The sequence below is a fragment of the Vibrio sp. B1-2 genome, assembly GCF_963888445.1.
Taxonomy (GTDB): Bacteria; Pseudomonadota; Gammaproteobacteria; order Enterobacterales; family Vibrionaceae; genus Vibrio; species Vibrio anguillarum.
Window position 1 is genome coordinate 58,896 of record NZ_CAWPJH010000001.1, and the last position, 19,728, is coordinate 78,623.

18 protein-coding genes and 1 pseudogene are annotated in these 19,728 nt (G+C 43.6%); 11 read left to right on the forward strand and 8 right to left on the reverse strand.

The genetic code is table 11. The annotated features are described in order from the left end of the window. Positions 1-1,175: 1,175 nt before the first annotated feature. The 3 genes and pseudogenes from AACQ75_RS00250 to nhaD all read left to right on the forward strand — a co-directional run bounded on the left by AACQ75_RS00250 (position 1,176) and on the right by nhaD (position 5,007). Positions 1,176-1,619, forward strand: a complete 444-nt coding sequence (locus AACQ75_RS00250) for a DoxX family protein (RefSeq protein WP_013868258.1) — start codon at positions 1,176-1,178, stop codon at positions 1,617-1,619. Positions 1,620-2,101: 482 nt separating this feature from the next. Beyond that, entirely contained in the window at positions 2,102-3,406 is a 1,305-nt protein-coding gene (locus AACQ75_RS00255; protein ID WP_029189696.1) for a dicarboxylate/amino acid:cation symporter, read from the forward strand. 178 nt (positions 3,407-3,584) lie between these two features. After that, a pseudogene (nhaD, locus tag AACQ75_RS00260) lies at positions 3,585-5,007 on the forward strand (sodium:proton antiporter NhaD). Here nhaD and AACQ75_RS00265 read toward each other — a convergent pair. The 4 genes from AACQ75_RS00265 to AACQ75_RS00280 all read right to left on the reverse strand — a co-directional run bounded on the left by AACQ75_RS00265 (position 5,004) and on the right by AACQ75_RS00280 (position 9,845). After that, complete coding sequence (locus tag AACQ75_RS00265) at positions 5,004-5,933, reverse strand: Gfo/Idh/MocA family protein (protein WP_170889233.1); 930 nt, start codon at positions 5,931-5,933, stop codon at positions 5,004-5,006. The pseudogene nhaD and the gene AACQ75_RS00265 overlap by 4 nt on opposite strands. Positions 5,934-6,038: 105 nt before the next feature. Next, positions 6,039-6,569: an MltR family transcriptional regulator gene (locus AACQ75_RS00270; RefSeq protein WP_010319258.1), complete on the reverse strand. Its 531-nt coding sequence runs from the start codon at positions 6,567-6,569 to the stop codon at positions 6,039-6,041. Positions 6,570-6,630: 61 nt separating this feature from the next. Continuing rightward, entirely contained in the window at positions 6,631-7,779 is a 1,149-nt protein-coding gene (locus tag AACQ75_RS00275) for a mannitol-1-phosphate 5-dehydrogenase (RefSeq protein ID WP_170889207.1), read from the reverse strand. 116 nt (positions 7,780-7,895) lie between these two features. Next, positions 7,896-9,845 carry a PTS mannitol transporter subunit IICBA gene (locus tag AACQ75_RS00280; RefSeq protein WP_019283047.1) on the reverse strand — a complete coding sequence of 650 codons (1,950 nt, stop codon included), beginning with the start codon at positions 9,843-9,845 and terminating at the stop codon, positions 7,896-7,898. A gap of 639 nt (positions 9,846-10,484) precedes the next feature. Here AACQ75_RS00280 and AACQ75_RS00285 point away from each other — a divergent pair. Beyond that, entirely contained in the window at positions 10,485-11,432 is a 948-nt protein-coding gene (locus AACQ75_RS00285) for a M23 family metallopeptidase (RefSeq protein WP_017044959.1), read from the forward strand. An 8-nt stretch (positions 11,433-11,440) separates the two neighbouring features. Beyond that, on the forward strand, positions 11,441-11,737 hold the full coding sequence (locus AACQ75_RS00290; RefSeq protein WP_305951630.1) for a bactofilin family protein: 297 nt from the start codon (positions 11,441-11,443) through the stop codon (positions 11,735-11,737). 127 nt (positions 11,738-11,864) lie between these two features. Here AACQ75_RS00290 and nagB read toward each other — a convergent pair whose 3' ends face one another. Beyond that, positions 11,865-12,665 carry a glucosamine-6-phosphate deaminase gene (gene nagB, locus AACQ75_RS00295; protein WP_013868251.1) on the reverse strand — a complete coding sequence of 267 codons (801 nt, stop codon included), beginning with the start codon at positions 12,663-12,665 and terminating at the stop codon, positions 11,865-11,867. 311 nt (positions 12,666-12,976) lie between these two features. On the opposite strand from nagB, the gene AACQ75_RS00300 reads away from it, so the two are divergent. After that, on the forward strand, positions 12,977-13,228 hold the full coding sequence (locus tag AACQ75_RS00300) for a DUF3081 domain-containing protein (RefSeq protein WP_017044957.1): 252 nt from the start codon (positions 12,977-12,979) through the stop codon (positions 13,226-13,228). A gap of 266 nt (positions 13,229-13,494) precedes the next feature. Here the strand turns inward: AACQ75_RS00300 and AACQ75_RS00305 are convergent, their stop codons facing one another. After that, positions 13,495-13,854 (reverse strand): DUF413 domain-containing protein, encoded by a 360-nt coding sequence (locus AACQ75_RS00305; protein WP_013868249.1) that lies wholly within the window; start codon positions 13,852-13,854, stop codon positions 13,495-13,497. Between the two features lie 148 nt (positions 13,855-14,002). Here AACQ75_RS00305 and AACQ75_RS00310 point away from each other — a divergent pair, with 148 nt between their 5' ends. The 5 genes from AACQ75_RS00310 (at position 14,003) to AACQ75_RS00330 (ending at position 18,371) form a co-directional block, all read left to right on the forward strand. Further along, positions 14,003-14,893 carry a LysR family transcriptional regulator gene (locus AACQ75_RS00310; protein WP_013868248.1) on the forward strand — a complete coding sequence of 297 codons (891 nt, stop codon included), beginning with the start codon at positions 14,003-14,005 and terminating at the stop codon, positions 14,891-14,893. A gap of 177 nt (positions 14,894-15,070) precedes the next feature. Continuing rightward, positions 15,071-16,423, forward strand: coding sequence for a DNA-3-methyladenine glycosylase 2 family protein (locus tag AACQ75_RS00315; protein WP_170889234.1), 1,353 nt, complete (start codon positions 15,071-15,073; stop codon positions 16,421-16,423). A gap of 1 nt (position 16,424) precedes the next feature. Then, a complete protein-coding gene (locus tag AACQ75_RS00320; protein ID WP_170889208.1) occupies positions 16,425-16,916 on the forward strand; it encodes a methylated-DNA--[protein]-cysteine S-methyltransferase in 492 nt (163 codons plus the stop codon). Next, a complete protein-coding gene (locus tag AACQ75_RS00325) occupies positions 16,913-17,320 on the forward strand; it encodes a hypothetical protein (RefSeq protein WP_017042139.1) in 408 nt (135 codons plus the stop codon). Before AACQ75_RS00320 ends, AACQ75_RS00325 begins: the two co-directional genes overlap by 4 nt. 184 nt (positions 17,321-17,504) lie before the next feature. Beyond that, complete coding sequence (locus AACQ75_RS00330; protein WP_170889235.1) at positions 17,505-18,371, forward strand: glycerol kinase; 867 nt, start codon at positions 17,505-17,507, stop codon at positions 18,369-18,371. Positions 18,372-18,450: 79 nt separating this feature from the next. On the opposite strand, the gene AACQ75_RS00335 is transcribed toward AACQ75_RS00330, so the two are convergent. Beyond that, on the reverse strand, positions 18,451-18,882 hold the full coding sequence (locus AACQ75_RS00335; protein ID WP_026027764.1) for a YccF domain-containing protein: 432 nt from the start codon (positions 18,880-18,882) through the stop codon (positions 18,451-18,453). Positions 18,883-18,955: 73 nt separating this feature from the next. Beyond that, positions 18,956-19,678 carry a sulfite exporter TauE/SafE family protein gene (locus AACQ75_RS00340; RefSeq protein ID WP_013868241.1) on the reverse strand — a complete coding sequence of 241 codons (723 nt, stop codon included), beginning with the start codon at positions 19,676-19,678 and terminating at the stop codon, positions 18,956-18,958. Positions 19,679-19,728: the final 50 nt, after the last annotated feature.

The following is a 19,728-nucleotide window of genomic DNA, read 5'->3' on the forward strand; positions in this document are numbered from 1 at the left end:
CTTAACTTTCAAACTTTATATCTCCGACAATTAGATGTGGCATATATATAGATACATAAGATGTATGAATACAATTAAATAACGTGATCTTAAGTCAATAAAGTTAAGGTTAAATATAATCAAACTTTATAGATTTGAATGATGATCTAATTTTCAAAAAAATGAATGCAATGCGCTAAATAAAATATCAAGCCAAAAGAAAAACAATAATCCGTAATTAATAAATTAGTTATTATTGTTTGATGGCAATAAACAGAGAAAATTAAAGAAGATGGTACTCTTGATAACGACGAGTCTTATGAAAAAGGTACTTAAAAGCGCAAAAATACAGTTTAGGCTGTCTATGACTAAACAACTTGAAATTGCAGGTCGATATGGTAAGTGAGCACCCCATAGCAATAGCTAAAAATGTAGCCAACATTGCTACAGCTACAAGTGGGAAGGAAAAAGCCTTCATTCTCGAAGCTCTTTAATCTATGGCTGAGCACTTTGCTGGAACTGTAAACCAACTAATTTGGTATTTTATCAAAACGTAATTCACTATTTATCCTAATGACCAAACAATAAGATATTTATCTACTCGGACATAAATCTGATTATTTCTTGACACTTATTCCATTATTTTAATATTTGCACTTTTTATAAACCATGGGAAAGAGAAAACAGATGATGGATGACATTGTAAAGAAAGATATAGCTAACGACCCAAAGGTAGCCCGTTTACTTTAGTAACCTTCTTCGTTTTTTAATTCATTATCTGCTCCTTTGAAAAGACACTACTATGAAATACAGGTCAATCCGAATGCTATTAGTGTCCATATAAATGATAATATTGTGTATAACTACACAACTTGAAGTTGCAGGTAGGTTGGAAAGTAAGTTTCCCCCATGAGCATAGATAAACGATTTGATGAAGTGAGCGAACGTAACCAACACCGCTGCAGCTTCAAGTAGGAAGGGGATATCAGACGATCAATCGGCATGAATCATCATAGATAGAAGGTCACAACATTCCCCGCGCTAAGAAAAGTACTATATAAATCTTGTTCAATTTTTTCGAACTTAATCATCAAACAGAGTGAGTTATCTCAGGTTACGAATCACTCTACACTGGCTCCAACAGCTAGGAAGCCGCTGAGCACCTACTACCTTTTAATGAATCTGAGGACACTTTAATGAAAGCACTATTGAAACAACTAACCACATCAACTTCTGGATTTTCTGCGCTTGCGCTTCGTTTCCCAATTGGCATCATTTTTATGGCGCACGGTGCGCAGAAACTCTTTGGCTGGTTTGGAGGATATGGATTAGAAGGCACAGGTCAATGGATGGCTTCAATTGGCTTAAACCCAGGTGTGCTGATGGCATTTTTAGCGGGTAGTGGTGAATTCTTTGGGGGCCTATTCATTTTACTTGGCTTACTAACTCGCCCTGCCGCCTTGCTTCTTTCTATTACGATGATCGTCGCAATCGCTTCTGTACACTTAGGTAACGGCTTATTCATGGCTAATAACGGTTATGAGTTTGGCCTTGCGCTGCTTGCAGCCAGTGTATCGTTGGTTTTCTCTGGTGCTGGCAAATTGGCACTTGATAACTGGTTAAATAAAAAGCTCGCATAATCTATGCCTAAGGCCAGCATACCGTTTCATTGAAGGAGGCCAAGCCTCCTTCAAACGTTAAGATTTTCAGTCGATAACATTCAACTTAGTATCACTTTCCTTCCTTTCTCTACTTGTGTTGCATACCCTTCTTTTTATGCTACATAAAAGTGCCGTTGAGACCCTATTCATATAAAGCAACCTTAATGGGTAAATATGCAACCAAACGAGCTTAAAATTGAATGAAAACTAGCAAATTACCATTAGATGAGAATAGTGATATTTGTTAACGCAAAAGACTCATGTGTTGCCAAATGATAAAAAATAAAAATTTAAACCCAAAAATAGGTTATTAAAACGTAAAAGATGGGCAGTTTTAAGTGATAAAGATCACAGCAATTAACCGTTAACATTATTTTACTTTTTGATTTGCACTCAGCCCTGCTAACCTGCGGCACGCTTTGAAATGATGTCGAAGTGCATAAAATAAAGGAGTGTTCACAATGAATACCAAAAAACCGATGTCGCTTACCGGCCGTGTTATTTTAGGTATGGTAGCGGGTATTTTGACTGGCTTTGCCATTCGAGCCCTATTTGCTGAAAACGGATTTGTTGACGCGTATATCGTTAACGGCTTATTCGATGTTGGCGGAAAAATCTTTATCGCCAGCTTAAAAATGTTAGTTGTACCCCTCGTGTTTGTTTCTCTCGTTTGTGGTACGAGCTCACTGAAAGATCTCACCACACTTGGCCGCATGGGCGGTAAAACCCTAGCCTTTTACATCGCAACCACTGCGATTGCCATCACACTGGCACTGACAATGGGCACTGTGTTTCAACCGGGGTCCGGAGCCGATTTAACCGCAGCAAGCTCATTCCAATCTGCGCAAGCCCCTTCTTTGGGCCAAGTGTTTATTGATATGTTCCCGACCAACCCAATCAGCGCGATGGCAGAAGGTAAAACACTGCAGGTCATCGTCTTTGCAGTACTATTTGGCATAGCCATCAGTGCCGCGGGTAAACCGGGCGAGCGTATTGCGGGCGTTTTTAATGACTTGAACGAAGTTATTATGAAACTAGTCGCCTTGTTGATGAACCTTGCTCCATACGGCGTATTTTTCCTGATGGCGAAATTGTTCACCAGCCTTGGTTTAAGTGCCATTTTGAACCTCGCAGAATACTTCGTAGTACTGACGGTTACCTTGCTGCTACACGGTTTTGTCACCTATAGTTTGATGTTGAAAGGCTTTACTGGTTTAAGTCCAATCACCTTCTTCCGTAAAATGGAAGATGCCATTATGTTCGCTTTCTCTACAGCCTCTTCCAATGCGACTATACCCGTCACCATGGAAACGGCTAAAAACCGCTTAGGGGTTGATAACAAGATAGCTTCTTTCACCATTCCGCTAGGTGCGACCGTTAACATGGATGGCACAGCGATCATGCAAGGCGTTGCGACAGCATTTATTGCCCAAGCGTTCAATATCGACCTAACCATGGGTGACTACGTGATGGTCATCCTCACGGCAACACTAGCCTCTGTTGGTACAGCAGGCGTTCCGGGTGTTGGTCTTGTCATGCTAGCGATGGTGCTAAACCAAGTCGGCTTGCCACTAGAAGGTATTGCTTTGATTATGGGTGTTGACCGCTTATTAGATATGATCCGCACCGCAGTCAATATTACTGGTGATAGCTGTGTGACTCTTATTGTGGCGAAAACAGAAGGCGCGTTAGACGAAGCTCGCTTTAATGATCCACAAGCTGGCGTGAAAGAAGAAGAAGTCCATTTAGCAAAAGCTCAAGCCTAACTTTCTTCACTTCCACTCATCAAAATCAAACCCTGTCGCTATTGCTACAGGGTTTTTCTTTATTCGCTTTACAGGTCAAGAATAAGATTAAAAATCAAGTAGATCAGAGCTATCTCACACCGAACTATCTTCAATAGATCTAGAATTTTATCAGCCTAACTTTCTAGGAGTGAACACAATGATACCTCGACGCACATGGCTTCTTTTGTTCTGCACTTTACTCTTTCCTTCAGTCGCTCTTGCTTCCTCTAACGATATCGATTCGTTAGATCTAACACACTCAACGATTGGTTATGCCTCTTTAGTCATTTTTACTCTGGCATACACTTTGGTCATGATGGAGGAGTACCTTAAGCTACGAAAGTCTAAACCTGTGTTACTTGCAGCTGGTTTAATTTGGGCCATGATTGGTTATGTTTATCAGCAGTATGAATTAACCGAGATTGCCAAAAACGCGCTAGAGCATAATTTGCTGGAATACGCCGAATTATTGCTGTTTCTGTTAGTCGCGATGACCTACATCAGTGCAATGGAAGAGCGGCGATTATTTGATGCATTACAAGCGTGGATGGTGGGAAAAGGTTTTGATTTTCGTGCTCTTTTTTGGATCACGGGGCTGCTTGCATTTTTCATCTCGCCAATTGCCGATAACCTAACCACCGCACTGTTGATGTGCGCTGTCGTACTAAAAGTGGCAGGAAACAACCCACGTTTTATCAACATTGCTTGTATTAATATCGTCGTAGCGGCTAACGCCGGAGGCGCTTTTAGCCCTTTTGGAGACATCACCACCTTAATGGTTTGGCAAGCGGGCCATGTGCCATTTTCACAGTTCCTTTCTCTGTTTCTCCCTTCTGTGATCAACTACCTTGTTCCTGCATTGCTGATGTCATTTTTTCTGCCCAAGGAAAAGCCAACCACCCTGCATGAACATGTCGAGCTTAAACGCGGAGCCCGCCGTATTGTCGTACTTTTCCGCCGTAGCATTCCATGCTGTGGTGCGCTTTCCACCCGTGATAGGCATGATGATGGGGCTCGCTTACTTACAATTTTTTGGCTATTTCCTCAGGAAAACCTTACCTACTTCGCTGGCCAAAAAAACCGTAATTGCGATTGCAAATAATGACGAGGCCGCCCTAAAACGTATTGGCTCTGTGGTGCCATTCGATGTCTTTAAGCGAGTTTCACACGCCGAATGGGATACGCTACTGTTTTTCTACGGGGTGGTCATGTGCGTAGGAGGGCTAAGCTTACTGGGTTATTTAGGCATGATCTCTGAAGTGATGTATAGCCAATGGAACCCCATATGGGCAAACGTGATGATTGGTTTTCTTTCGGCAATTGTCGATAACATTCCCGTCATGTTTGCAGTACTGACGATGGAACCCGATATGTCCACAGGAAACTGGCTGCTCGTCACATTAACAGCGGGCGTCGGCGGCAGTTTACTCTCGATTGGCTCAGCCGCTGGAGTGGCTCTGATGGGCGCTGCACACGGCAAATACACCTTTGTAGGCCATCTAAAATGGACACCGATTATTGCAACAGGCTACGCCGCAAGTATTGGTGTCCACTTACTACTCAATCACGCTTTGTTTTAACGAATTTGCTTCGCAATATAATGACACAGCGCCTCTGCCAGCTGGTGCGAGGCCAAGTTACGTGCCACCACTTCTGAAGCCAGCTTTCCGCTGTTTATCACGCCAATCCAATCGTCAATCATGGCGCTAAAGCCTTTACTGGTCAGCATTGGCGTCCAATCTTTTAAACTAAGGGCTTGCTCTTGCCCTTGATGCCAACGTTTTCCTTGTGTAAATGAGTCAAACTCAAAACCTTCATTCACAAAGCTCGCGCTGACTCGCTCAGCGGTTATGCCGAACTGGCGATTCATTGAGGCATGCAGCAAACTTTCGCCGTGTTGCCATTGAACATCCAAGCGGGATAACTGACCTTGATGCTGCTGGTAGGTAATATAAGCATCATCCAATGTGGCTTTAGCATTCACGTTTACGCTGTCTAGCGGATGGATAAAATCATCAAAGATAAAGGTGCGCACATCACCGGGCAGATCATAGCGGTGCTTTTCCCAACGAAGCGAACGTAAGTCGTTTCTATTACCAGTTTGCACTGCATTTAGGTGTTGGTTATAGAGCGGAATATGTCGGCGATTAAACCCCACATACAAGGGTTGACGATGCTTTTCTGCAAGCTCATACAACATTTCACAGACGCTTGCGCTGTCGGCTAGCGGCTTATCAACAAAGGTTGGAATTCCGTGTTCAAGGAAAAATTGGGCGATTTGAGGGTGAGCCGAGGTCGCCGCATGGATCATAACCGCATCAACGTTATAGCCAAGTAGCTCTCGATAATCCGTGCAATTCTCTGAAATGCGGTAACGCTGCGCTAGTTGCGTAACAAGAGCTGGATTACGAGTACAAAATACCAATTCTAAATCTGGGCGCTGTGTGATGACCGGAAGATACGCCTTTTGCGCGATATCACCTAGACCAATAATGCCAATTTTCATCATCAAATCTCTTTTCGTTAGATGAAGGTTAGGCTAACACAAGAAGATAAAAAAGGGAGGTGTAGAACTCAGTGAAAAGGCAATCCTTGCCTGTCTGGGATGAGGCTAAAATGGGCTCTCTTTGTTCAGTTCATTGCAAATTTCGACAATCGCCAATGAGAGCCCGGATTTGATGATTTGTTGCTGACGCTGAAGTTGAAGCTGGTAAAAATCCAGTTCAATGTCGCCATCCGGTTCCAATACTTCCAACTGCACCATGCCCATTTTGGCCACCAAATGGAGCTTTTTTATCGGCACCAAAATTTTCGGGTCGGTGAACTCGTATTCCGCACCATCACTGTTGAGTTGATTACGCAGTTTGATGATATCTTCAATATCGTGATAAACATCATCAGGTAATACCCCAAGGCCAAACAGCAGTTTTAGCCTGACAGACAAGTTGCCGAGTGGTCCAGAATCTTGCAATAGAGGGCCAACTACTGATTGGACAGCGAAGTTATCTTTGCGAAAAATGCGTTGCATTAATGCGTCAATCGCCTCATTGAACACTTCAACCGTCGTAATAAAGAATCCGCGCACCGAATGGGCACTATTCAGTCGTTCAATTATATCGCTTTCGTTAATTCTATCTGCCATACGCTGTACTAATTGTTGTTATAAAGGGAGGGCATTAGCGCCCTCCAAAGTATTTATGTGATTAAAGCTGTTTGTAGATCGCTTCAATTTGCTTAACCTGCTCGCTCTGCTCATCTAACCCTGTGTAATGGGCCAGTGTTTTACATACGCCATATTGGTTCAATGATGTTTGAAGCTCGACCGCTTGAGGATCGCTGTCGTTGGTATACTTAAGGGCCGCCGCAATCCCTTTCAATAGCATTTTGTTTTCAACACCGTACTCGATTGTACCGAGTAATGGCTTGATTAATCTATCATTGGGGCCTAATTTTCGTATTGGCTGACGACCAACGCGATCCACTTCATCCACCAAATATGGGTTGGCAAAGCGGCTCAATATTTTTTCGATATAAGCGGCGTGCAATTCACGGTCAAAACCGTAACGACGAATGAGTACTTCACCGCTTTCATGCATGGCTTGCTTCACTTGCTGACGAATTGCAGGATCTTCAATTGCTTCACGAATCGTCTTATGACCACTCAAACAACCCAAATAGGCGGTAATGCAGTGCCCAGTATTTAGAGTGAAAAGTTTACGCTCAACAAAAGCCATCAGATTATTGGTTTTTTCCATCCCTTCAATGTTGGGGATCTCACCTTTAAATTGCTGTTCATCAACAATCCATTCGCTGAAACTTTCAACCGTCACGGCCAACGGGTCATCGTTCGCGGCTTCGACAGGTGGCACAATGCGATCCACCGCGGAATCGACAAAACCAATTAACTCATCGGTTTTAGCATGCAGCGATGGGTCTAGATATTTATACACTTCGCCTTTCAGGTGTGTTGTACCACGCACCATGTTTTCACAAGCGATCACATTGAGTGGCTGTTCATTGCCCGCTTCAAATCTTTTGGTGATGCCTTTGGCGATCGTTTTCGCAATGATATCAAGCACTGCAGGGCCGACAGCTGTAGTAACTAAATCCGTTTTTACAATGCGATCAATCACATCATCACTGGCTGAATTCACCGCAGTGACATGAGTGACAGTATCAATTTTGCACTCAGAACCCACTACCTTTACTTTGTATTCTTGACGATGACTCAATTGATCGACCAAAGGTTCATTTACATCGGCAAAAGTCACTTCAATGTCTGCATCGGCCAATAATTTACCAATAAAACCACGACCAATGTTACCCGCGCCAAAATGTACTGCATTTTTCATAATCTTACCTACCAAAAACTTATCTAAAAGAGAAAAGAGCGCTTAATACTTCAATTGAGGTGAGGTCAGCAGTATAGGGGAACAGCCGACCTCGTTTTGCCTCAGGAGCAAAAGCGTTACGCTGCTTGGTTACCCGATAGGATGGCCAAGATATCGCTCACGTCTCTGGTTGAGGTGAGCTTCTCGATAGCATCAGGCTCATCGAGTGCGTTGGTAATGGTGGTAATAACTTGAATATGTTCATCATTTTTGGCGGCAATACCGATAACCAGTTTCGCTACGCCATCTTGGTCGTCCGTAAACTGCACACCAGCAGGATATTGGCAAATCACAATACCCGTTTTAATCACACGGTCTTTGGCGGCGACGGTGCCATGAGGAACGGCAATCGATTCTCCAAGATAAGTGGATACCATTTTCTCACGTTCAAACATGGCATCAACATACTCAGGCTCCGCATAGCCAAGCTCAACTAACTTATTGCCAGCGAAACGAATGGCTTCTTCTTTATTAGCGGCATTCAAACCTAAGTGAATGTTTTCTTTTTGGATTTGAAAAACGGACGGTTTTTGAATTTCAAAGCTGTCGTCATTCGCAGCGAGGATGGATACTTTAACCACATCGCTATCATTCGCCGCCTTAGGGCGTTGAGCTGCCAAAAGCTTAGTCACAAGCTGGTTGTACATTTCACTGTCTAAAAAGTTGCTCAGTGAAATATGCTGTGCACTGGGTGCATGTGTGCGTGCGCGGCCAGTCAGGTCTTTATGAGTAATCACGATTTCTGCGTTCTCCGGCAAACTATTGATGGCAAGGTTAGTGACGTGAATCGCTAAGCCCGCATCTTTGATTTTTTTACGCAGCATGCTTGCGCCCATTGCGCTTGAACCCATACCCGCATCGCAAGCAACAATAATGCTTTTCACGTTGGCTAAATCAATATTGCTTTTTTGAGAAGCCGTCGTCACATTGCCCTTTGCGCTCGATTTCATCTCTTTCATTTGTGATGTGGCTTTTTCTAACGCCGCTTCATCACCTTCTTCCTCGGTGCTGCTCTGTGCTTTCATCAATAATGATGCAACGGTAAAGGACACACCTGCCGCACCAAATATTGAGCATAATACGCCAACAATCGATCCTTTCTGTGTCATCAGTAACACTGCAAAGATAGAGCCAGGAGACGCTGGAGAAACAATACCTGCATTGAAGAGAGTCAAAATGAACACCCCTGTCATACCACCAGCAATCGCTGCAAGAATCAGACGTGGATTCATCAGTATGTATGGGAAATAAATCTCATGGATGCCGCCGAAGAAGTGAATGATGGAAGCGCCACCAGCTGTTTGACGTGCTGTACCTTTACCAAACACCATGTAAGCCAACAAAATACCGAGACCAGGGCCAGGGTTTGCTTCAATTAAGAAGAAGATTGACTGCCCCATTTCACTGGCTTGTTGAATACCTAACGGTGAGAAAATACCGTGGTTAATCGCGTTGTTAAGGAACAAGATCTTCGCGGGTTCAACAAAAATAGAGGTGAGTGGTAAAAGGTGTGCTGAAACTAGGAAGTTTACGCCTGCCGCTAAACCACCAGAGAGCACTTTGACAAATGGCCCAATAAGGTAAAACGCCAAGATTGCGCCAAGCATACCAATAATGCCTGCCGAGAAGTTGTTTACCAACATCTCAAAACCGCTTTTTACTTTACCTTCAACACGTTGGTCAAAGGTTTTGATCGCCCAACCACCCATAGGGCCAACCATCATGGCTCCCATGAACATGGGGATATCTGTTCCGACAATCACACCCATTGTGGTGATGGCACCGACAACAGCGCCACGTTCTCCACCAACCAATTTACCACCCGTGTAACCAATCAGCAGTGGTAATAAGTAAGTAATCATCGGCCCAACCATAGATGCTAACGTTTCATTCGGTAGCCAACCTGTTGGGATAAATAGTGCGGTTATAAAGCCCCACGCGATAAACGCGCCAATGTTTGGCATAACCATGTTAGATAAGAAGCGACCAAAATTTTGTATCTTGATCTTTGCATCTGGTGATATCATGTGGATTCCCCGTTCGATGTTCTGATGAATATTGTTGTTGTAACGGTTCTGCGAAAAACCGTTGATTGCTTAGTACACAATCAATTTACCACACAATTTCATTCTGGAACTGACGACGGGTTTTTCGTGATCAGCCCCTCATAAATCCTAGCTTACAAATCATTTCTTCGTGATCATGGTCATTAAATTGACATGTAAATTTACAACAAAAAACAAAAATACAACTTATCAACAAGACTTAAGCGATCAACATCATACTTTTTGAGTTTTAACTTTTAATAAAAAAGAGATTAAAATCACAATTTAACTCTAATTATTAAAAATTAAAGAACCGAAAGTGATAAAAATCACAATTACATCTTTATTTCACTAATCGAAATAAAACCACCACTTCCATATTGTCTATTTTGTAACTTATATACACAAAACCATATTAATATTAGCTCATACATTAATATGGCTTTTTTTACTAACAACATCGGATCTTCTTCTAAAAGCAGGCCAAGGATACGCTCCAATTCACAAACCGAACAATAAGAGGTGGGACGAGTATAGCCTTACAACGCAAAATGTTTTGACCCTGAGCATTCCCTGTTAGAATCGGCTGTACTGTTAACCATAGACGCTGTGAACGAATTCATGAAAGAAAGAGTGGTTGTTTCCGTTTCATCCATCCATGGGACGAAGCACTTTCATCTCGGTAAATGGTTCCGACATTTTTTAAAAGGTTTTGGCTATGTGCTGGTTGCCAGCATTCTCGCCACTGGCGGCGTTATCTATTACCTTCTTGATGAAGTTGATTTTGCTAAACTCAAGCAACAAGAGTTAGAGAGCCAGTCGATGTCACTGACCGAAGAAGTCACCTCTTTAAAGGAGCTAAAAAACAGCTTAGAGAATGACCTGCTCGAACGAGAAGAAAAGATGCAGGTTGTTTCAGACAGGCTCGGCGATCTTGAAAAAGTATTGGGGATGGATGAAAGCGGAGCGGAATTAGAATCACGTTTAGACACCGCTGCTATCACTTCTTCAGTTAGAATGGTGATGCTGACCCAAATACCCAGCGGTGCACCTGTGCATAATGCGAGAATTTCGTCAGGATACGGTGAGCGTATTCATCCTGTCACTGGCAACGTCAAAATTCACCGCGGGCAAGATTTTGCGGTTAACATAGGCACGCCAATTTATGCACCAGCCGATGGCGTTGCCGAAGTCACTCGCGCCAGTGATAAAGGGTCAGGCAATTTTTTACGCTTACAGCACTCTTATGGATTTACCAGCTCCTATTCTCATTTGCAAAAATTTGCCGTGAAAGGGGGCGATTTTGTACAGAAGGGCGACTTAATTGCTTATTCTGGAAACAGTGGGTTATCTTCTGGCCCACATTTGCACTATGAAATTCGATTTGTCGGCCGTTCATTAGATCCAAGACCTTTTGTTGATTGGGGCGTGAATGATTTTGAAACGATATTTAGTAAGGTAAGAGGTATCCGATGGGAATCTTTAGTAAACAAAGTCGAGCTAAGAGTCAGCACTCAGCTACAACTCTCATCGCAAAAGGCTGTTCCATTAGTGGGGAACTCAGGTTAGAAAGCGACATTCAAATTGACGGGTCGGTAGAAGGTCAATTGCACGTTGATAAAACCATCGTCATTAGTGAAACAGGCACGGTTAATGGTGAGCTGTACGCAGGCCACATCATCATTAATGGCGAGTTCCAAGGCACATGTCACGCGACTAAAATTGAAATTTTAAGCAAAGGGAGCGTCACAGGGTCTATTTATAGCGACGACTTGAGCATTGAACAAGGTGGGCGCTTTAATGGAGTAACCTACCCTGCCCCGGAGAAGCAAGTAGTTGAATTAAAAGAAGCGAAAATCGCTGCTGAAGGTTAATTCAACTACCGATTTCGTTCGCACTTCCCCATTTGATAGAAAGTCCCATTTGCTACAAAGTGTAAAAAGGCCTGCTGATGTTAGCAGGCCTTTTGTTTATGAATGTCCTTTCCCAACAGGGAGAGACTTAGAAACCTTCGATATTTTTTGCTTCTAATTCCGCAAAGTATTTTACGGTTTTCACTTTTAGTTCTTGAGTCGATGGTTCATCACATACAATCACTGATTTCGCGTGAAGTTGTAGTGCGGAGACGGTCCACAAATGGTTGACGCTTCCTTCCACGGCCGCTTGCAAAGCCAGCGCCTTATTGTGGCCTGTCACCAAAATCATGATCTCTTCTGAATCTAGCAGTGTGCCTACACCAATCGTTAGCGCGTATTTAGGAACTTGGTTGATATCACCATCAAAGAAGCGAGAGTTTGCAATGCGCGTATCTTCTGTCAGTGTCTTAATGCGAGTGCGCGACGAAAGTGAAGAAGCAGGCTCGTTAAACGCGATGTGCCCATCATTTCCCACACCGCCCATAAATAGATTAATGCGGCCGTATGATTTAATTTTGTCTTCATAGCGCTTACATTCTGCATCAACATCTGGTGCGTTGCCATTCAGTAAGTTGATATTTTCTTCTTGAATATCAACATGATTGAAGAAATTGTTATACATAAATGAGCGGTATGACTCCGGATGATTTTCAGGAATACCAATGTATTCATCCATATTAAATGTCACGACATGCTTAAAGCTCACCTCGCCTGCTTTATGCATTTCAATCAGTGCATTATAAGTCGTCAATGGTGTACCACCAGTAGGTAAACCCAATACAAAAGGACGGTCTGCCGTTGGGTTGAATGCGTTGATACGTTTTACGATGTGTGCTGCTGCCCACTTGCCGACTTGTGCAGCCTGTTTTAACGGGATAAGTCTCATGATTGGCCCCTAGTTATTGGAATATTATGGTGTAATAGAACATTAATTCGCATTATAAAATAAGTATTGGGTAACTGCCATTGTTTTAGGTCAAATTTTCGCTCTTTCTTCAAATCTCAACCAGAAATGCGCTTAAATTTGTAGCAATTTCTACAGGTAAGCTTAACTAATACGGCACATGCTATAACCAAATGAGATAAAAATTCATCTATAAAATTAAGTAAAGTTTGAGTCGCTATCAATCCACTATCTGGCGAAGCGTGCATTCATTACCCATACTTGGAGTAACAAGCAAGAAAGGAGCAAATGCCATGAAAAACGAACTTGAACCCGCGAAAATTCTCCATGCTTATGAAACAGTAATGGCGCATGGTACACCGACTGAATTCGGGAAAATCTATGAAGGTATCGAAGCTTTTTCAGACTATGACGGCTATAACATTTACATGCGAGGAAATGGTGTGGAGCTAAAAGTTGGCTTCCACAATACCTACCATCTCGATTATGACCAAGAGCATCTACGCGACAGCTTTTTGAAAAAAGTAGCCATTTTGGCTAAGTAGCGGTGTTGACCCAGCTCATGGATTGGCTAAGCGCGACCAAATGAGCAGAGTGGCGATAATGCAAAGCCCGAGTGAGTCATCAATACTAGGGCTTTGAGCGAAAGCACTTTTCTCATCTTGATTGAGTCACACTCTTTTGCACAGAGATCTCTTATATGAAAGGCGATACAAGCGAATTTGTCAGCCTTATTGAGACAATAAGGCTGAAGAGATAAATGAGAAAGCTGACCAAATTACGGCTTAAGATCCTGCATTAGAGATACAGATTAATCTTCTTCCGTTAAGCTGACTTCTTCATCATTATAATCGTCACCACTTTCCGGTTTATTGCGACCGTTCAACGTATGGAAACGCTTACGACCACGAGCAAGTTGAGTGTATTTTAACCAGACACGCTCTAACTTAGATTTCGCTTTACCTGGGTTTTCAATCGCCTTAACAAAATGAGCTTCTTCGGCATTCTCTGGCGTGAGTTCACCAGATTCAAGACCAAGCATGGTACCACCATAAATGGCGAGAAGTTCTTCTTCTGCAAGAGTAAAATCACCAGACTTAGCAAAGCCTCGTGGAAACTTTGTATTGTCGTAAAAACGTTTTTTTCCGTGACGGAATTCAGTCTCAGACATATCAACCTCATGTGAATGGCGCTACTACCATGTAGCGATAGATCACGCGAAAATTAGGCGTAAATCTCCGAAAAGAAAAACAAAAATTTTTTATCGTCATAATTGCACTTCCTTGTTAATCTGACGGGGTAATTTCAGAGGATTTAATATGGATGTAAAAGTTTTTCGCACTTTTCTCGAACTCGCCAAAGTACGTCATTTTGGGCGAGCAGCTGAAAACCTTTATTTGACCCAAGCCGCCGTCAGCGCACGTATCAAGCAATTAGAAAATTATTTTGATGCTCAACTATTTACGCGTGATCGCAACAACATAAAGCTCACATCGGCAGGAGAACGACTCGTTGGCTATGCCGAAGTGATGGTGGCTACTTTGCAACAAGCCAAGTTTGAGCTCTCTTTGGAAAATGGCCGAGCTTTGCAGCTTACATTAGGGGGAACGCCCAACGTTTGGGATGCTCATCTACAAAACTGTTTAAGCGTTGTGACTGATGCTTTTAGCGGTTATGGCTTTATGGCGGAAGTCATGGGGCGCGAGCAGCTCAACCGCAGCCTACTGGAGCGTACCTTAGATATGGCGTTTGCCTTTGACCCAATTAAAGCCGAAGAGCTAAACTGCAAAAAAGTCGCAGATTTAGTACTTGTGTTGGTTTCGACGCGTCCTGACACACTGGAAACCGCCTTTGATAATAAATACGTGTACGTCGATTGGGGAAGCCGTTTCGCCTCCGAGCATGCTGAGCGACATCCGAAGACGCCGACCCCCTATTTGCGCACCTCGACCGCTCGTATCGCACTTGATTTCATTTTAGAAAAAGGGGGAAGCGCTTACCTTCCTACCTCACTTGTTGAACCTTTTATCCACTCTGGCCAATTGTATCGAATTGACAATGTGGAAGATTGGCAGCGTCCCATCTTCCTCAGCTACCGAAAAAACAGCTCATCGATAGAAGCCATTATGCAAGTGGAAAAGTTAGTCAAAAACATCAACCCTAGTAGTGCTTACTCATTACAACAAGCGGGCGAGGTCATTCTCGACTGACCCAACAAATTCATAACGCTGTAGCGGGTATTGAATACAGCGTTATGAATATCCTTTTTCAAGAGAAACCGCAGAAAAAGCCATCCAGTTCCGAAAATGGCTAGTATCGACAGAATTCATGCATACACTTAGCTTATAAAAACTGCATAAGGCTCGTTATACCAAATGGCACCATGGATGGAAGTCGATAAAGAACAATGCCAACAAGCTCGCACTAGCCGTGATCCGCGATTTGATGGACGATTTTTCGTTGCCGTCAAAACAACCAACATCTTTTGTCGCCCAATATGTCCGGCAACCCTGCCAAAAGAAAAGAATGTTGAATACTTCGCCAACTCCGCACTAGCTCTACAAGCGGGTTATCGGCCATGCCTGCGTTGCCGCCCAGACAGTGCACCTCATTCTTGGGCATGGAAAGGGGTTGAAACCACCTTTTTGCGTGCAATCAAGCTTATTGAGCAAGGTGAATTACAATCGAGTAATCTGGCTCAATTTGCCGAACGTTTGGGGATCAGTGACCGCTATCTACGACAACTGTTTCAAACCCATTTAGGAGTGTCACCGAAACAATATGCTCAGTACCATCAGTTGATGTTTGCTAAGCAGTTGTTGCATTCCAGTGCTCTGTCCATTACCGATATAGGATTCGCTTGTGGGTTCAACAGTACCCGCCGCTTTAACGATGCGTTTATCAAAACGTTACAACTGACCCCCAGCCAAGTGCGGCAATCTAAAACTGCATTGATGACAAAAAACCTATTAACACTCTCTTTTCGCGGCCCTTTCGATTGGCAACATATGCTAGATTTCTATCGATTACGTGCAGTAAACGCCATTGAACAGGTCGGTAACAATCATTATCAACGCACCTTCAACATACACAATACGACCGGCTGGTTTCGTGCCAGCTTAACCTCTGAGGCCCATTTAGAGGTTGAATTCGAGTTGCAAGACATCACCAAACTGCGTTACTTGGTGGCAAAATTACGCCGCCTATTTGACCTCGAAGCCGACATCAGCCACATCGAGGCCTATTTGGAAGGCTGCGCTCCGGGTTTAGTCACTCGTTCAGGAATCCGCATTCCCGGCGTTTGGAATTGTTGGGAGGCGGGAGTCAGAGCTATTTTAGGTCAACAAGTTTCGATAAAAGCAGCCATTGGCCAGCTCAACCGATTAGTCGATGCGGTGAACCCAGCTCAAAATACGAGCAGTTACTTTCCAAGCCCGGAACAAATCGCACAGCTTGATTTGCACTTTTTAAAGATGCCACACAGCCGAAAAGAGACCTTAACACGCTTTGCTCAATTCATGTGCCAACACCCTGAAGCCGATGTGGATGCTTGGCTTTCACTAAAAGGTATTGGGCCGTGGACCGTAAACTACGCTAGGTTAAGAGGTCAGTCCGATTCAGATTGCTTTCTAGACACTGATTTGGTGGTTAAGAAGGCCTTAAGCCATTTTCCTGAGCTGAACGCAGACAAGGTTTCACCTTGGGGAAGTTACGCCACCTTTCACTGTTGGAATTACTAATATGAATAGCTTCACCCACTATCACAGCCCCTTAGGAATCATGACATTGCAAGCCTGCGAGCAAGGTTTATTGGGGGCTTGGTTTGAAACCGAAACCACCATGCCAACAGAGTTAGGGGTAAAATCCGAACACTGCACTATACTCATCAATACTATCAAACAGTTAGATGAGTACTTTTCCGGGAAACGGACTATATTTACTTTACCTTTAGCGGCAAAAGGCACCGAGTTCCAACAATCTGTGTGGCAAGCATTATGCAAGATACCTTATGGCGAAACTTGGAACTACCAACAGATTGCAGAGGCGATCGGTAACCCCAAAGCCGTAAGGGCTGTCGGCTTGGCCAATGGTAGAAATCCAATTTCGATCATCGTTCCTTGCCATAGAGTGATCGGAAAAAGTGGTCAACTCACAGGCTATGCGGGAGGAATAAACCGTAAAGCAAGCTTATTAGAACTTGAGCGAACAACAACAGAGGTTGCAGCAACATGATAAGATCTACGGCAAAATCAATCAGTATTCTCGTCCTTACAGCCACTTTGCAAGGCTGTTTTCAAGATGACCTTGAACGTTGGTTAAACCGTGAAACTTATGAGTTCAAAGGGACTTATGACAACCAGTTCAATGATGACTTATTGATTTTCGAAGAAGGTGTTGTACGTGCTGAATCTGAAACTCAGCACTGGTCTCGCGCTTACAGCGTGGATGGTAATCAACTGACGATCCAGCTACGCAATAGCTCGAAAGAAAAACGGGAAGATATTGTGATGGTGATCCATGGTAAAGGAGAAGTGCTCACATGCAGTGTCTGCGCCATGTATAAATTGAGTAACGTGTGGGCAAAAACAGGTTATGTGGAAGCCAAACCGTCTGGAGTAGACAACGCGAGCCAATGACTCGCGTTAACGCAATGACCAGTTCTACTCACTCATGTTTACCCGCGCCTAAGCTCAAAAATTAAGCTTTTATCTATTTTAAAAACCATCGCACACACTCGCTCTGTCATTTACCCAAAATTCAAGTAAGGTAGAGATATCAGACTGTTGAATTGAATGGATCTCGTGAAATAAGGAGATAATGATGGCAGAAAAACTGTCAACCTCAGCACTGGCTAAATTGCGTAATACAGATGCTAAACAACTATTCAGTAACCTCCAAAAAGCAGGGTACATTAACCGCTTCGACAACAAGTGGGTATTAACAGAACTGGGAGCAAAATTTGGCGGCGAATACGCCCAGCACACGCAATATGGCCAATTTATTGTCTGGCCGGAAAACTTGCTCGTCGACACACAAGCCACCAACGGGAAAACGTTAAGTGCCACTCAACTTGGCGATCATTTCAGGCTCAACCCAAAAAAAATAAATCAACTATTGAGTGAGTTAGGCTGGATATCTAAAACAGAAAAAGGTTGGCAAGTAACGGAGGCTGGGCTCAGAGCTGGCGCTCAGCAACGTGAAGATAAATCTTCTGAGCAATTCTTTGTTGTTTGGCATGATACGGTGACTCGCCATAAACGTCTGAAACAATCCATTGTCGAATTTTTAGGGCAAGAGGCTCACAGCCAATCGACCGATAAATCATTGTCCCACTTTCGCCAAAAATTTGAGGCAAAACATCGCACCTTAGACGGCCACTATGTTCGCTCAACCGGCGAATTATTGATCGACAATTGGCTCTATTTGGCGGGCGTCGTACACGCTTATGAGCGTCAGTTGCCGATAGAAGCTGATGTGATGTGCGATTTTTATCTGCCAGCAGGAAAAGTGTATTTGCAATATTGGGGTTCAGATAGTGGCGCGACCGACGAAAAAACTCGCTTACACACACAAGCGATTTACCACGATCACGGCTTTGCTCTGATTAATATTCACCCGCAAGACATTGCCCATTTAGATGACATTCTGCCCAGAAAACTGCGAGAGTTTGGGATTAAAGCGTATTAATCGCGTTGGCGAGATGCCCCCTTCCCCTCGTCACTGAGAGAGCAACACGAGAGAAAAGGAGCAAAAAACAAAACCTATATTAACGATAAGAAGAATAGCGAGCTCTAGCCGCCTCTTCTTTCGGGACGATGGTTTTACCAATCGGAGCCAAAGAAATAACCGCGAGTTTCAAATGCTGTAGTGCGAAAGGGATGCCAATGATGGTAATAAAACACGCCACCGCCGATAAAATATGACCAACGGCTAACCAAAAACCAGCGAAAACAAACCAAATCACATTGCCGATTAAGCCAAATGGGCTGGTACCAATATCTTGCTGATTGGTCAATTCATCACGGGAAATCGCCTCTTGTCCAAAAGGAAAAAACGAAAAGTTACCGATAACAAAGCAAGCACGCCCCCATGGAATGCCAATAATGCTGATAAAGGCAAGGAGACCAAAAAACCACCAAGCGAGCCCCATAAACACTCCGCCCAGTAAAAACCAAATAATATTGCCGATTGTTCTCATCACTGCTACTCCGTATAAAATAGACCCATAAACCCTTTCAGTATCATTGCATGACCTGAACGGAAGATTAACGCTAGGCTAAACCATGCCATACCGCCGTAACGCCGCTTATCGTACAAAGCAGCAACGCAGCGAAACGGATGTTATCTTTGGGCAGTGATTGCGTGGTCATCATCGCCAACTTATAACCCAACCAAGCTGAGGGGATAAGCGGAATCGTTATCCATAAATGATGTAACGTCAGAAAACCTGCCGGTATTTGAATAATCAAAGAGATGATCGAGCTAAACACAAAAAATGCCGAAAGATTGCCACGCAACTGATTCGCTTCTTGATGCTGTAAGATCAACGCCATCGGCGGCCCACCAATCGCGGAACTGGTGCCAAAGAAGCCGGAGAAAAAACCCGCAATACCCATTTTTATTGGGGTCGGTTCGATGCGATACGGCAATAAACTAACAGCCACGGCAAATAACACCAATAAACCAAGCCATAACGCCAGTACATCCGTCGAGACTAAAACCAGAAGGATACCGCCCGCAATTGAACCGGGAACGCGACCAATCAGCGCCATTTTTAAACCGCCGAGCTCAATGTTCGAGCGATGCTTTAAGGCGTTCAAGATAGAAATAAACAGCGCCACGATACAAATGGGGGCAGGAACGTAATCGGCGGAGATCAAGAACAGCAAGGGCGCTGCGACGATCGCTAAACCAAAACCAATCGCCGTTTGCACAAATGAACCCAAGAAAATAAGAAACATGGCGATAAGCGCCGTACTACTGAACATTTCCATTAAAATGCCTATAAGCGAAACAAAGAAAAGTAATGCCCATAGAGAGCATT